At 69.3% G+C, this 13,098-nt stretch carries 16 protein-coding genes; 7 read left to right on the top strand and 9 right to left on the bottom strand.

The genetic code is table 11. From position 1 onward, the window contains the following. Positions 1-42: 42 nt before the first annotated feature. Complete coding sequence (locus tag PUT80_RS27625) at positions 43-399, bottom strand: YciI family protein (RefSeq protein ID WP_037808068.1); 357 nt, start codon at positions 397-399, stop codon at positions 43-45. Continuing rightward, complete coding sequence (locus tag PUT80_RS27620; protein ID WP_037808070.1) at positions 399-824, bottom strand: YciI family protein; 426 nt, start codon at positions 822-824, stop codon at positions 399-401. Before PUT80_RS27620 ends, PUT80_RS27625 begins: the two co-directional genes overlap by 1 nt. A 153-nt stretch (positions 825-977) precedes the next feature. Between PUT80_RS27620 and PUT80_RS27615 the strand changes: the two genes are divergently transcribed. After that, positions 978-1,958, top strand: a complete 981-nt coding sequence (locus tag PUT80_RS27615) for a small ribosomal subunit Rsm22 family protein (protein ID WP_275293976.1) — start codon at positions 978-980, stop codon at positions 1,956-1,958. Between the two features lie 86 nt (positions 1,959-2,044). Next, positions 2,045-2,803 carry a maleylpyruvate isomerase family mycothiol-dependent enzyme gene (locus tag PUT80_RS27610; protein WP_275293975.1) on the top strand — a complete coding sequence of 253 codons (759 nt, stop codon included), beginning with the start codon at positions 2,045-2,047 and terminating at the stop codon, positions 2,801-2,803. Positions 2,804-2,808: 5 nt separating this feature from the next. On the opposite strand, the gene PUT80_RS27605 is transcribed toward PUT80_RS27610, so the two are convergent. Beyond that, complete coding sequence (locus PUT80_RS27605) at positions 2,809-4,080, bottom strand: cytochrome P450 (RefSeq protein ID WP_275293974.1); 1,272 nt, start codon at positions 4,078-4,080, stop codon at positions 2,809-2,811. Between the two features lie 47 nt (positions 4,081-4,127). On the opposite strand from PUT80_RS27605, the gene PUT80_RS27600 reads away from it, so the two are divergent. After that, a complete protein-coding gene (locus tag PUT80_RS27600) occupies positions 4,128-4,856 on the top strand; it encodes an alpha/beta hydrolase (RefSeq protein WP_275293973.1) in 729 nt (242 codons plus the stop codon). A gap of 21 nt (positions 4,857-4,877) precedes the next feature. Beyond that, complete coding sequence (locus tag PUT80_RS27595; protein WP_043827210.1) at positions 4,878-5,702, top strand: acyl-CoA thioesterase II; 825 nt, start codon at positions 4,878-4,880, stop codon at positions 5,700-5,702. A 20-nt stretch (positions 5,703-5,722) separates the two neighbouring features. On the opposite strand, the gene PUT80_RS27590 is transcribed toward PUT80_RS27595, so the two are convergent. Beyond that, on the bottom strand, positions 5,723-6,277 hold the full coding sequence (locus tag PUT80_RS27590) for a hypothetical protein (protein ID WP_037808082.1): 555 nt from the start codon (positions 6,275-6,277) through the stop codon (positions 5,723-5,725). 326 nt (positions 6,278-6,603) lie between these two features. Between PUT80_RS27590 and PUT80_RS27585 the strand changes: the two genes are divergently transcribed. After that, positions 6,604-6,816 (top strand): hypothetical protein, encoded by a 213-nt coding sequence (locus tag PUT80_RS27585; RefSeq protein ID WP_037354589.1) that lies wholly within the window; start codon positions 6,604-6,606, stop codon positions 6,814-6,816. 452 nt (positions 6,817-7,268) lie between these two features. Here the strand turns inward: PUT80_RS27585 and PUT80_RS27580 are convergent, their stop codons facing one another. Then, on the bottom strand, positions 7,269-7,814 hold the full coding sequence (locus PUT80_RS27580) for a TetR/AcrR family transcriptional regulator (protein ID WP_037808084.1): 546 nt from the start codon (positions 7,812-7,814) through the stop codon (positions 7,269-7,271). A 493-nt stretch (positions 7,815-8,307) separates the two neighbouring features. Between PUT80_RS27580 and PUT80_RS27575 the strand changes: the two genes are divergently transcribed. Beyond that, positions 8,308-8,916 (top strand): nuclear transport factor 2 family protein, encoded by a 609-nt coding sequence (locus tag PUT80_RS27575; RefSeq protein WP_240691265.1) that lies wholly within the window; start codon positions 8,308-8,310, stop codon positions 8,914-8,916. Then, on the top strand, positions 8,913-9,527 hold the full coding sequence (locus tag PUT80_RS27570; RefSeq protein ID WP_009084166.1) for a response regulator: 615 nt from the start codon (positions 8,913-8,915) through the stop codon (positions 9,525-9,527). Before PUT80_RS27575 ends, PUT80_RS27570 begins: the two co-directional genes overlap by 4 nt. Here the strand turns inward: PUT80_RS27570 and PUT80_RS27565 are convergent. The 4 genes from PUT80_RS27565 to PUT80_RS27550 all read right to left on the bottom strand — a co-directional run bounded on the left by PUT80_RS27565 (position 9,517) and on the right by PUT80_RS27550 (position 13,062). After that, positions 9,517-10,734: an amidase gene (locus PUT80_RS27565; protein ID WP_037808086.1), complete on the bottom strand. Its 1,218-nt coding sequence runs from the start codon at positions 10,732-10,734 to the stop codon at positions 9,517-9,519. The two genes, PUT80_RS27570 and PUT80_RS27565, sit on opposite strands and share 11 nt — an antisense overlap. Continuing rightward, positions 10,731-10,979 carry a hypothetical protein gene (locus PUT80_RS27560; RefSeq protein WP_051171481.1) on the bottom strand — a complete coding sequence of 83 codons (249 nt, stop codon included), beginning with the start codon at positions 10,977-10,979 and terminating at the stop codon, positions 10,731-10,733. Before PUT80_RS27560 ends, PUT80_RS27565 begins: the two co-directional genes overlap by 4 nt. A 22-nt stretch (positions 10,980-11,001) precedes the next feature. Continuing rightward, on the bottom strand, positions 11,002-11,508 hold the full coding sequence (locus PUT80_RS27555) for a flavin reductase (protein ID WP_037808091.1): 507 nt from the start codon (positions 11,506-11,508) through the stop codon (positions 11,002-11,004). 96 nt (positions 11,509-11,604) lie between these two features. Further along, entirely contained in the window at positions 11,605-13,062 is a 1,458-nt protein-coding gene (locus PUT80_RS27550; RefSeq protein WP_037808094.1) for a PAS domain-containing sensor histidine kinase, read from the bottom strand. Positions 13,063-13,098 lie beyond the last annotated feature (36 nt).

Below are 13,098 nucleotides of genomic sequence, written 5' to 3'. Positions count from 1 at the left end.
CCGGCCCGGCCCGCCCGAGGCAACCCTAGGGCGGGCACGGCGTCACAGCTCGCCGGACATCGGACGGATCTCGACGGTGCCTGCCTGCCGGTCCGGATTGGGCGCCCGCTTCATCAACTCGACGATTTCGGCGAGCGACTCCCCCTCCAGAATCCACACGCCCGCGACGAGTTCCTTGGTCTCGGCGAACGGGCCGTCGACCACGCTCGGCTCCGCCTCGCCGTCGAACCACAGCAGCCGGGCGCCTTCCGCGCTGGGCGTCAGCCCGGCCGCCTGCACGAGGTGACCGGATTCGGCGAGTTCCTCGTTGAACCGGCCCATCTGCTCGATCAATTCGGCGCTGGGCGCGGCTCCCGCTTCGGATTCCTCGCTGGCCTTCACCAGCACCATGAACCGCATCAGTTCTTCGCGGCCTGCTCGCGCAGTTTCTCCTCGGCCTCGCGCAGTTCCGGCGTGAGGTTGTCGCCGAAGTCCTCGGCGTCGAAGATCCGCCGGATCTCGATCTCGTGGTGCGCGCCGTCGGTGTTGGGCACCCGCTTGATCCACTCCACGGCTTCCTCGAGCGAACGGACCTGGAGGATCCAGAACCCCGCGATCAGCTCCTTGGTCTCGGCGAACGGACCGTCCACCACGCTGGGCTCGCTGTCTCCGGAGAACTTCACCCGGGCGCCCTCGGAGCTCGGCGCCAGCCCCTCGCCCGCAAGCATCACGCCGGCCTTCACGAGTTCCTCGTTGAACTTGCCCATCTCGGCGAGCAGCTCGGTGCTGGGCATCTGGCCCGCTTCGCTCTCTTCGCTGGCCTTCATGATCACCATGAATCGCATCTTCGGTTCCCCTTCGCTCTCAGCTTGCTTCCACCACTGCGTCGAACGGGCCGCGTCCGGATCGACAAGGTCCGCGAACTTTTTTTCTGATCGCGAAACTAGCAGGTCAGGCGAACCTCGGGGGACAAATCGGGCGTGGGAGAATCGTTGTCCGTGGCAGTACTCCCCGAAGCTCTCCGCGCCGCGCTCGACGACGAGCTGGCCCGGTTCCCCGAATCCCGGCTCGCACAGGCCGTGGACCGGCTCAGCAAGCGTTATCGACAAGGCGACTCGGCGACGTCGCCGATCCTCTCCTCGGAGCTGGATGTCGCCGCGTACGCCGGGTACCGGATGCCGGCGACGTACGCAGCGGTCAGCGCGGTGCTGGGCGAGGTGGCTGCCGCCGCGCCCGGCTTCGTCCCGAAGACGCACGTCGACATCGGCGGCGGCACCGGAGCAGCAGTGTGGGCCGCGGCCGACGTCTGGCCGTCGCTGGAGAAGTGCACTGTCCTGGAGCAGGTGGCGGCCGCGCTGGCGCTGGGACGCAAGCTGGCGGCGAACGCCGATGAGCCGGCCGTCCGCACCGCGGTCTGGCAGCGCGGGCTGGTCGATTCCGCGTCCGCGGCGCCGGAGGCTGATCTGGTCACGCTCTCGTACGTCCTCGGCGAGCTTCCCGAACGCGGCCGTGCCGACGTCGTCCAATGGCTCGCCGCGAAGGCTGGCACGGTCGTGCTCATCGAGCCCGGCACGCCAGCGGGGTTCGCGCGGATCCGCGAGGCTCGCGAAGTCCTGCGCGAGATGGGCCGCGGCGTGGTGGCACCGTGCCCGCACGATGACGCCTGCCCGATCAAACCGGGCGAGGACTGGTGCCATTTCTCCGCACGGCTTCCCCGAAGCGGGGTGCACCGGCGGATCAAATCCGGCACTCTGGGATTCGAGGACGAGAAGTTCTCGTACGTGGCGGCCACGTCGGGACCGGCCGACCGTCCGTCGGCCCGGATCATCCGGCATCCGCGCAAGCACAAGGGGTTCGTGCAACTCGACCTCTGCACCGCCGACGGGCTCGCACCCGGCACCGTCGTGTCGAAGCGGCACGGCGTGCGGTACCGCGCCGCTCGCGACGCGGAATGGGGAGACGCCTGGAGCGTGGAGTAACCCGGGTTCTCCGGCTGCGGTGTCCGGATGGCTGAGTCGGCTCCGACTGTCTGGTGTCAGCGGATCTGAACCGGAGAGGACACCACATGGACTTCCACGAGCGTTGCGCCGAGATCCAGCGGCAGACGGAACTGCTCGCCGCGGCCGTCGAAGGCGCGGACCGGACGGTGCCGGTCGCGGCGTGCCCGGAGTGGGATCTCGGACAGTTGCTCGATCACGTCAGCACCGGGCACCGGTGGGCGGAAGAGACCGTGCGGACGCGGGCCGGCCACTGGCTGCCGGAGGACCGGCTCCAGAACCCGGTGAGCACCCCGCGACCGGCGTCGTGGCTCATGGACGGGGCGAAGGCGCTGGTGGCGGCCCTGAGCGAAGCGGGGCCGGACGCGGAGGTGTTCACGCCGGTCCCGAACGGACCGCCGCGGGCGGCGTTCTACGCGCGCCGGTTCATGAACGAGACGCTGATCCACCGCGCCGACGCGACGTTCGCCGCGGACGGGGAATTCACTGTCGCGCCGGAAGTCGCGCACGATGCGATGGAGGAATGGCTGGAGCTCGGGTCGCTGCCGCAATTGCTGGAGCACGTTCCCGAACTCCGCGAGCTGCTCGGCCCGGACCGCACGATCCACCTCGCGCCGATCGACCACGCGGCGTCCTGGACGGTCGACCTCACCGGCGATCAGCTGGCCTGGCATCCGGGTCCGCCGGCGCACGCGGCGGCCACGGCGTCCGCACCGCTGGGCGACCTGCTGCTGATGGTCTACGGCAGGCTGTCGCCGGAAATCGCGCACCGCACCGGCGACACGGAATACCTGGACCGCTGGCTTTCGCTCGTCGGGTTCGGCTGAGCCGGTCAGTCCCAGCGGATCGGGAGGCTCTTGATCCCGTTCTGGAAGTTCGACCGCAGCCGGCGGGGTTCGCCCGCGAGACGGACCTCGCCGAGCTGGTCGAACACCGCCGCGAACAACGCGCGCATCTGCATCCGCGCGAGGTGCGAACCGAGGCAGAAATGCGGGCCGTGGCCGAACGTCAGGTGCTCGCTCGGCGCGCGCGTCACGTCGAACGCGTCCGGATCGGGAAAGACCGTCTCGTCGCGGTTGGCCGAGGAGAACCACACGACGACCTTGTCCCCGGCCTTGATGTCCACATCGGACAGTCGAGTGTCCTGGGTCGCGGTGCGGCGGAAGTGCATCACCGGCGTGTGCCAGCGCAGCATCTCTTCGACCGCACCGGGAAGCAGGCTGCGGTCGTCGAGAAGCTTGCGGTACTGCTCGGGATGCGCGAGCAACGCGGCCATCCCGCCGGGCAGGCCGTTGCGCAGGGTTTCGTTGCCCGCTACGGAAAACAGCCAGAAAAGGTTCTCGAACTCCTCGATCGACACGCGGCCGCCGTCGTCGTCCACGTAATGCATCAGGTTGCTCATCACGTCGTCGCCGGGGTGCTCGCGTTTGTGCTCGCCAAGCGCGTGCGCGTAGGCGTAAAGATCCGGCATTCCGGCGCGGCTGCGCGGATCCGGCATCTGGCCGTCCGGGCCGGGTTCCGGACGCACGGCCAGTGCGGCACGGGCGAGGTCGGTGACGTCGTCGGCGTTGACGGTCGCGCTCACCGCGTATTCGGCGTCCTGGAAGCCGATCACGCGGTTGCTCCAGTCGAACATCAGCCGGCGATCCTGTTCAGGCACGCCGAACACCTCGGCGAGCGTGAGCAACGGCAGATCGGCGGCGATGTCCTTGGCGAAATCGCATGCGCCGCGATCGGCCACCGCCGCGACGAGATCCTGTGCCCAGCCTTCGATCCGCTCCGTGATCCGGCCGACCGCGCGCGGGGTGAACGCCTTTGTGAGCAGCCCGCGCAGCCTGCCGTGCTCGGGCGGGTCCATGTTGAGCATCATCCGGCGCACGTACCGCAGATCCTCGGCGCTGGCCGGGTCGCGGATCTGCGTGCCGCCGAGCTGCGACGAAAACACCGCCGGGGTGCGGAGCACGTGCCGCACGTCGGCGTGGCGCAGCACCGCCCAGAAGTCGCCGATCCGCGTCACCGGCGTTTCCCGGCGCAGACGGGCAAGCAGGTCGTATGGCACGCCCGTGACGTAGGTGTCCGGGTCGGCGATGACAGCACTCGACACGTTCCGACCCTAGCCCCGAGACCGCCGCCTGCGGAAAGATCCGTCCGGTGGAAAAGCTGAAGCTGCGCGTCACCGGACAAGGCGAACCGCCGGTCCTGCTCCTGCACGGGCTCGGCGCCACCGGCGCGGTCTGGGACAGCCTCACCGGTCTGCTCGACCAGCGGCTGCTCGCACCGGACCTGCCCGGCCACGGCGGCTCGCCGCGACTGCCCGAGTACACGTTCGAGGCGCTCGCGGCCGCGGTCGCCGACGCGCTGGACGAGCCCGGCCCGGTCGCCGTCCTCGGCCATTCGCTCGGCGGGGTCGTCGCGCTGGAGCTGGCGAGCGGCCGCTACGGGCTCGACGTCAGCAGCGTGCTGGCGGTGGGCATCAAGGTGGAATGGAGCGAAGACGACCTGGCCCGTGCCGCCGCGATGGCGACCCGTCCGCCGCGGCTGTTCACCACTCGAGAGGAGGCTGAAACCGCCTATCTGAAGATCTCCGGGCTGACCGGGCTGGCCTCGGCAGACCCGGACGGCGTCACCGAGACCGCGGACGGCTGGCGGCTGGCCCTGGACTCGCCCGCGTTCGGCGTCGGCCGTCCGGACATGCCGAGGCTGCTGGCGGACGCGCGCTGCCCTGTGGCGCTCGCCACCGGGGAGAACGATCCGATGTGCCGTCCCGAGCAGCTGCGGGCCCTTGTTCCCGAGGCAGTGGTCCTGTCCGGGCTCGGGCACAACGCGCACGTCGAGGACCCGGCCGCGGTGGCGGCGCTGCTCACCCCGCGAAGCGACTGAGCAGGCGCTTAGACTGGCCGGGTGACGACGATCGATCCGACCCGGACCGGGCTAGACCAGCTGCTGAAGCTCGAACCGCTCGAGCTGAACCTGTTCCGCGGCTGGTGCCACCAGGGTTCGCCGCAGCGGGCGTTCGGCGGTCAGGTCGCGGCGCAGGCGCTCACCGCGGCCGGCGCGACCGTGCCCGCGGCGCGGCACGTGCACTCGCTGCACGGCTATTTCATCCGCGGCGGGCGCACCGACATGCCGATCATCTACGAGGTCGAGCGGACTCGTGACGGCGGTTCGTTCACCACGCGCCGGGTCGTCGCGATCCAGAACGGCGAGAGCATTTTCAGCCTGTCCGCGTCGTTCCAGACCGAGGCGGACAGCAGTGCGCACCAGGCGCGGATGCCGGACGTCCCCGCCCCGGACGAGGCGGGCGTCGTCGAGCAGGACCGCTCGCCGATCGTCCTGTCCGCCATCGAGGTCCGCTTCGTCAGCAGCCCGGAAACCGGCCTCCCCGACACCGGCCGCGGCCCGCGTCAGCAAATCTGGGTCCGGGCGAAAGACGCGCTGCCGGACGCCCCGCTGGCGCACGTCTGCGCGCTCACCTACATCTCCGACATCCGCTTGGCAGGCACCGCGCTGCTGCCCCACCGCGACGACCCGGGCGAGCCGCAGCTGACGTCGCTGGACCACGCGGTGTGGTTCCACCGCCCGTTCCGCGCGGACGAATGGCTGCTGTTCGACATGGAAAGCCCCAGCTACGCGAACACCCGAGGCCTGACCCACGGCGAATTCTTCACCACCGACGGACGGCTCGTTGCCTCAGTGACCCAGGAAGTGCTGCTGCGCAGGCGCTGACTCAGTCCGATGTAGACAGTTCAGCCAAGCCGAACGCGCACCGGCCCGGCAGGTTCCGCGGCAACCTCGGCGACCGGCTCGCGCAGCACCTTCGACAACTGCCACGCCTCGAGGCCGGCGAGAACGGTGTTGGCGACGACGAGCACCAAATACAACCCGGCCTGCACCGAAAGCCGGAACGGATGCTGGTCGGAAGCCCCGGCCAGCAACGAAATGTGGCACGCGACCACGACCACCATCGACGCCGCGGACAACCCGCCCAGCACGATGAGCAACACCCGCAGCACCCGCGTGCGCCGCCAGTTCAGGTAGCCGGTCTGGACCAACCCCGGCGTGCTGACCATGACCAGCCCGCAGCCGTACCCGGAAAACCCGCCGACCACGCCGCCGCCCGCGACCAGCGCGGTAGTCAGGTGATACGAAACCGGAACCCGGTAGGCGGCGAGGATCGCGGCCACGCAAACCAGCAGCCCCAACGGCAGGTGCGGCCAGCCGTACCAGGGAAGCCGCCGCTCCATCCGGAGAATCGTCGGCAGATCGATGTCGCGGTACGCCTCGGGGTCGCGCAAAGCCATTCGCACCGTTCCTCTCGTCCCGGAAACCCCCGGTGTGTGCGCGGTGACCGGCGAAGCCTAGGGCAGGCCGCCCGACCGTGCAAAATCCACCCGAACCCGCCGCGGAGCGGGACCAGGTCACCGCCCCTTACTTTCGCACCCGGCCCGCAACCCACCCGCCAGCCCGGCAGACCGCGTGACCCACGCCACCCGTCGGCCCGCGCGCATCCTCCCGACCAGCAGGAATTATCCCGGAATCCGCATTCACTTCTTGCGCTTCCTCCAGGGTTGTCCCGGGATGTCCGGTAGAGCGATTTTCTGTCGGTGGTGCAAGTTAGGCTGCAGGCATGAACACCGACGAACCCACCGTCGCCGCCGAAGATCTCGCCCAAGGCCAGTGGTTCTGGCACGAACCCGCTCCCGGCCTGCGTTCCTGGCCGCTGCAGGTGGCCACGGCCGAGATCCTGGAAGACGCAGTCCGCATCATCACCACCGACGAGGTCCGGGAACTGGTCTCGTACGCTCGCGACCGCCGGGTCCGCCTGGCCGTCGCCTCCTGAGCCACAACACCAACAGCATCACCACTGGGGAATCTGGGGGACCGGGCCGGCCGCATCCGCGAGCGGCCCGTCCAATATGGACACCACGTCCGACGCTCCGGCTTTCGGCCGGATCTCACGCTGAATTTCCTGAACTTTTCGGCAGAGCTTGCTGCTGTGCTCACGTCGTGCTGTCCACGGCACGACGTGCTCCGCTCACGCCGCGTATTTGCTGCACGCATATCCGCCTCGCCACGGCCGCGGCGATCGCTGTCTCGGCGCTGCACCGCGCCTGCCGCAGCTCAACAACCACGCCGCGATCGGTGCCGTAGCGCGGGAACCCGTTGCCTTGCAAGCAGAACTCACCCGCGTCGCTCGCCGATTATGCGTGAAAAGCAAGCACCACCGCGTTGCCCGGCCAACCGGAAAGCCGCCCGCCGACCTCCGCTCGACGCGATCAGCCAAGGCCAGGGTCAGCGGGAAAGAACTCCTTGCAGCAGGACATCCAAGAGATGCCGAGCACGGGAATCCCACTCGTCCTCGTCCAGGCGCGTCAGATAGCCCGACAAGATGAACAGGTCCCGGGCGTCGATGTCGGGGCGGATGGTTCCTTCGGCTTTTCCGGCGTCGAGCAGGAGGGTGATGGCGTCGCCGAGCGGGCCGTGGCTTTCTTCGGACAGGCCTTTCCACACCGCGGTTTCCAGTGCCGCGAAGACGCCGCGTTTGACTCGCGCGTATTCGGCGATCCGGTCGAACCAGCGGGACAGCGCCTCGACCGGTTCACACGCGGCCAGCAGTTCCGGAGCCAGCGCGACCAGGTCCTCCACTTCCTGCCGGTACACCTCGGCGAGCAGGTCCTCGCGTGTGGGGAAGTGCCGGTAGAGCGTTCCCTGCCCGACTCCGGCCGACTTGGCGACCGCGTTCAGGCGCAACTCTCCCGTGGAGGCGATCGCCTCGCGGGCGATCTCGACGATCCGCTCCCGGTTCTCCCGGGCGTCGGCCCGCTGAGCCGCGCTCATCGCCTGCGACCGGTACCTGTGGAAACGCACATACCGCAACGTTATCGCGGACCCTGCGAGAGCTGCATAATCTGCGGGCCAAACGCTCCGTTGGGAAGGACAGCGCCCCCATCGGTCGATGGCCGAGCGCACCCAGGGAACACCAGCACTCCCAAGGACCGCGAGCAGCATCGACCCCACCCGCAAGGAAACAGCCCCGCCCAGCAACAACGAAGAACCCCCGGCCTCGCCATCCCACCACGCCGCTCCGAACAGGACACCCACCCAAGACGTTGTCCGCCAACCCATTGATAACCCCCACCACCGGGTTGAAACACGCCACGCATAACTCACCGATTCGATTGACAACCCTTCCGACCCCGGCAGAGGCTGGTCACAAGCTGCCAATGCCCGGTGCGGTCCGGTTACCCTGTCAACGAGCCGAAAACCGCACCGAAAGGCCAACCCCGGCACGAAGCGCCAACCGGTCGACGACTTCCTAGTGAGGAAAACGATGTCTCTCGAGCACTCCGCACTGTCCGACGCCAGCCAGGACCGGCGGGTGGCCGCGTTGGAGGAGACTGTCGCGGGGCTGGTTCGGCGGGTCGGGGTGCTAGAGGCCGAGGCGGAGATCCGCCGGGTGCAGGCGCGCTACATGTTCCTCTGCGACACGCCTTGCCCCGAGTTCGGCGTCGGCGGCGACGACGAGCGGATCGATCTCATCATGGAGCTCTACACCGAGGACGCGGTCTGGGAGGGCGTCGGCGAGTACTACGACGGGCAGTTCGGGCGGGCCGAGGGCGCCGCGGCTATCCGGGCGCATTTCCAGCGGTTCTGGGGCGAGAAGAAAGACCCCGAACTTCTCCTGAACGCCCATTATCTCACTTCCGAGCAGATCCACGTGGACGGCGACGAGGCCACCGGACAATGGATCCACATGCAACCGTGGCTGTTCTCCGACGGGAAAGCGCTCCTGCGGTCCAGCCGGTTGAACAACGCGTTCCGCCGCGAAGGCGACACCTGGCGGATCACCCGCACGCGGACCGAAAACGTCTTCATCGCCCCGTTGCCGGAAGGCTGGGCCAGCGACTATCCCTCGGCCTCGGTGCTGATGAAGCCATGAGCGACGACCCGGTCGTGCACGTGGTGGACGACGACGAAGACCTCCGGCAGTCCCTGGTGTTCCTGCTGGAGAGCGTCGGCGTACAGGCGTTGACCTATCCGGACGCCCAGACCTTCCTCGACGAATTCGACCCGGCCGAGCCCGCGGTCGTGATCGTCGACGTGCGCATGCCCGCGATCAGCGGTTTTCAGCTGCAGGAAAAGCTCGCGGAAATCGACTGTCCGGCTCCGCTGATCTTCTGTTCCGCGCACGGCGACATTCCGATGTCGGTCCGTGCGCTCACCGCGGGGGCGGTCGATTTCCTCGAGAAGCCTTACCAGGCCCAGCGCATGGTCGAGGTGGTTCAGACCCAGCTCATCGAGGCCCGCCGCCGGTTCGCGGAGCACGCGGAGCGGCAGGCGGTCCGGGCCCGGCTCGACACGCTGACCCAGCGCGAGCGCGAGGTGCTGCGGCTGGTGGTCGACGGGATGCCCAGCCAGGCGATCGCGCACCGGCTGGGCACCAGCGTCAAAACCGTCGACGTGCATCGGGCGCGGATCAAGGCGAAGACGTCGGCGGACAGCCTCGGGACGCTGGTCCGCGACATCCTCACCCATCGCGTCACCGTTTGAGCGCGGTCTCCGCCCAGCAGCCCGTACCCAGCAGCGCGGCCTCGCCGGAAGCACTGCCGACCAGCTGCAATCCCAGCGGCAAACCGGCCTCGTCGCGCAGGCCCGGGACGGCGATGACCGGCAGACCCAGCGCCTGCCACGGGCGGCTGAGCACTGGGTCGCCGGTCGCCGCCAGGCCCGCGGGGGCCGAGCCGAGCGCGGCTGGGGTGAGGACGGCGTCGTAACCGGCCACGAGCTCCGCCAGCCGGGCAGCGCCGGAAGCGACGACGTCCAGCGCGGCCTCGTACTCCGCGCGCGGCATCTCCTCGCCGGTACGCAGCAGTTGCGCGAGAGGGGCGCTGAGGCGGTCCGAAGAAGCGAGCTCGACAGAACGTTCCCGCGCGGCTTCGTAGGCCATCACGACGGGGTGTGCGGCGGTCAACCCAAGCACCAGAGCAGGGTCCGGGAACTCATCGACCACGGCACCGGCAGCGCGCAGCAGAGAGACCGCAGTGCCAAGCGCGGTCTGCATTGCTGGGCTCGCGTCAGCCGGGGACCACACCAGCAATCGCGGTGCCGAAGAAGCAGTGACCTCCGGCTCCCCCGACAGCGCTGACCAGGCCAGGGCCAGGTCGGAAACCGTCGCGGTGAACATGCCGTGGCTGTCCAGGCTCGGGCTCAGCCCGGTGACTCCGTCGACCGGGAACCGGCCCCGGGTCATGACCAGCGACGCGACTCCGCAGAACGCGGCCGGTCGCGTAACCGAGCCAGCGGTCTGCGAGCCCAGAGCGAGCGGGACGTGTCCAGCAGCAACTGCAGCGGCGGAACCGCTCGAGGAACCGCCAGGGGTGTGGCCAGGTGCCGCGGGATTATCCGTGGGGCCGGGTGCGAAGAAAGCGAATTCCGTGGTGACCGTCTTGCCGATCGGCACCGCGCCTGCCCGACGCCATTCGCTGACGATCGAAGCGTCCACAGTGGCCGGTGGAGCCTCCGCGCGCAGTACGGAGCCGCAGCGGGTCGGAAGTCCGGCCAGGTCGATGATGTCCTTGACGCCCAACGGAACTCCGCCCAGCGGCCCCGGCGAAGCAGGCACGTAAGCCGACGAAACCCAAGCGTCGTAGGAAGCCGCCGCGATCCGCGAGCGGGCCTCCGCCACCGCGGCTTCCGGTGTCGTCCGGCCAGCGGTCAGATCGGCGACCAGCGCGCGCAGCGACCACGGGCCGGTCACGGCTGGGTCCAGGCGGCGTCGGCGGTCCAGTAGTCCATGCCGCTCGCGCTGACCGCGTGCCGCCAGTCGGACGTCCGGCGCAGCAGCGGTTCGACGCGGGCGGTGGCCTCGTCGGCGGCGTCCGGGCCGTCGGCCGGGACCTGCCAGTGCACCCAGTCCAGCTCGCGGCCGTGCTCGTCGTGCACGAAGAGGTCGACGTGCCGCCAGCCGTAGCCGTGCGTGTCGTTGTAGCAGGTCAGGGTCATCCGGTCCACGGGTTCTCCTCGATCAGGCGCTGAGTGCGGCAAGCCGGTGGAAGCGGCGCTGGAAGTACACCAAAGCACCGCTGTCCGGCGCGGTCAGCACCTTCTCGATCTCGACGAACAGCACCGAATGCGATCCGTGCTCCTGTTCGCCGACGATCCGGCCGACCAGCGAGGCCGCCGCGCCGCGCAGGACCGGGGCGTCCTCGCTGTCGAGGTCCCAGCAGTCCTGGTCGAAGCGTTCGGAGGTCGGCACCTTGGTCGCGCCGGCGAAGTGCATGGCCAGGTCTTCCTGGCCGGGGCCGAGGACGTTGACGCAGACCTGGCCGTTGCCGACCAGGATCGCGTGCGACCGGCTGGACCGGTTCACGCAGACGAGCACGGTCGGCGGGCTGTCGGTGACCGAGCAGGCCGCGCTCACCGTCATCCCGGCGAGGCCGTGCGGGCCGGCGGTGGTCACGACGTTGACGGCCGCGGAGAGGTTGGCCATCGCGGTGCGGAATTCGCGCTGGGTCCGGGTCAGCTCGGACACGGTGCCTCCTAGGACTGGGGCCGGGACTTCTCTGACCGTACAAAGCCGCACCGGTCCCGGGATATCGAGAACTTCCCCGGCGTAGCTGAAGAATTCCTAACCCGGGCCGGTCGCGGGCAGTGCGAAGCCGAAGCGCGAACCGCCGCCCGCGCGGTGTTCGGCCCAGATCGTCCCGTGCTGGCGGGTGATGATGCGGTGGCTCAGCGCCAGTCCGATGCCGCTGCCGCGCTCCTTCGCGGTGAACGACTCGTCGAACGGATTGCGCGGGAAGCCGCGGCCGCGGTCGTCCACGGTGACCACGCCGGTGTCGCCGTCGCGGCGCGTGGTGAGCACCAGGCTGCGCCGCTGCGCCGGGCACTGAGCCATTTCTTCGATCGCGTTGAAGCACAGGTTCAGCACGACCTGGCCGGTCAGCACGCGTTCGCAGTGCACGGGCACCGCTTCGGCCGACCGGTCGAAGGTCACCTCGATCGCGGCCGGTTCGGCTCGCAACCGCACGAAGTACAGGCATTCCTCGACGATCTCGTTGAGGTCGGCGACCTGCTCGACGTGCTCCAGATGCCCGACGAACGCGCGCACGGACGACACGATCTGGCTCGCCCGCTCGATCTGCCGGACCGCGCTGTCGATGCCGTACACAACCGGCGCGGCATCGAGCGTCCGCGATCGGACACCGGCCAGGAAGTTGCCCGCGGCGGCGAGCGGCTGGCTCAGCTCGTGCGCGATCGCCATCGCCATGTCGCCCATCGCGGTGTAGCGCGCGAGGTAGTTCTCCCGGTGCAGGTCACGCTCGCGCTGAACCTCGCCGCGGATGCGCTCGGACACGTCGTGGAGCAGCAGCAGAAACGCGTCTCCACCAGGCTCCCGAAGCCGTTCGACGCTGCCCTCCAGCCACACGCGGCCCTGAATTTCCAGCCGAACTTGAGTGGCTGGCACGGCGCGTTCGCGGACCTCGTCCCAAGTGGCCGGACGGTCGTCGAGACGCAGAGCGGCGTAGTCGGTCAACCGGCCCAGCGGCTCATCCGGCGTCGCCCCGAACAGCGCGACCGCGGAGTCCGTCGCGAACCGCAGTTCGCCCGAGCCGTCGAGCATCAGCGCGACCGCCGACGTCTGCCGGGCCAGCGCGTCCACCCAGGACGTGGTCAACCGCAGCTCACGCTCGATTTCCTGCTCGCGTTCGATGTCGCGGAACTGCACCATCACCGCCGGCCCCTGGGCCAGCTCGACCCGCGTGGCCACCGCGTCCGTCGGGATCACCCGGCCGGATTTCGTGCGGTAGTGCCATTCGATCCGGCTGACGCCCTTCTCGACCGCCTCCTGCAGCCACGCCCGCCCGATCACCCGGTCGTATTGCTGCGCGGAGCTGCTCATGTGGTTCGCCTTCAGCGGCCGCAGCTCGGTGACGCTCCATTCGAGCATCTCGCAGGCAGCCGGATTGGCCCACAGGATGTTCTTCGTCGCGCCGTCGTGCACGAGCACGCACGTGCGGCTGGCGTTGAGCATCGCGACGAAATCGTGCGTCGTCAGCTCGGGCGCGCGCGGGTCCGCTTCCATCGGCTCAGGGTAAAGCCCCTGGCTGGCGGCTCGCAC

This window comes from Amycolatopsis sp. La24 (genome assembly GCF_029087445.1).
In the GTDB taxonomy this organism is placed as follows: domain Bacteria; phylum Actinomycetota; class Actinomycetes; order Mycobacteriales; family Pseudonocardiaceae; genus Amycolatopsis; species Amycolatopsis nivea.
Note: the sequence above shows the minus strand (reverse complement) of the source record. Positions and strands in the feature narration are given on the sequence as shown.

Bases quoted from the DNA above. Each gene is read 5' to 3' on its own strand.
- PUT80_RS27610 (WP_275293975.1), top strand. From the start codon at position 2,045: ATGGACTTCCACGAGCGTTGCGCCGAGATCCAGCGGCAGACGGAACTG.
- PUT80_RS27560 (WP_051171481.1), bottom strand. From the start codon at position 10,979: ATGACCCTGACCTGCTACAACGACACGCACGGCTACGGCTGGCGGCAC.
- PUT80_RS27625 (WP_037808068.1), bottom strand. From the start codon at position 399: ATGCGGTTCATGGTGCTGGTGAAGGCCAGCGAGGAATCCGAAGCGGGA.
- PUT80_RS27575 (WP_240691265.1), top strand. From the start codon at position 8,308: ATGTCTCTCGAGCACTCCGCACTGTCCGACGCCAGCCAGGACCGGCGG.
- PUT80_RS27620 (WP_037808070.1), bottom strand. From the start codon at position 824: ATGCGATTCATGGTGATCATGAAGGCCAGCGAAGAGAGCGAAGCGGGC.
- PUT80_RS27585 (WP_037354589.1), top strand. From the start codon at position 6,604: ATGAACACCGACGAACCCACCGTCGCCGCCGAAGATCTCGCCCAAGGC.
- PUT80_RS27590 (WP_037808082.1), bottom strand. From the start codon at position 6,277: ATGGCTTTGCGCGACCCCGAGGCGTACCGCGACATCGATCTGCCGACG.
- PUT80_RS27550 (WP_037808094.1), bottom strand. From the start codon at position 13,062: ATGGAAGCGGACCCGCGCGCGCCCGAGCTGACGACGCACGATTTCGTC.
- PUT80_RS27570 (WP_009084166.1), top strand. From the start codon at position 8,913: ATGAGCGACGACCCGGTCGTGCACGTGGTGGACGACGACGAAGACCTC.
- PUT80_RS27580 (WP_037808084.1), bottom strand. From the start codon at position 7,814: ATGAGCGCGGCTCAGCGGGCCGACGCCCGGGAGAACCGGGAGCGGATC.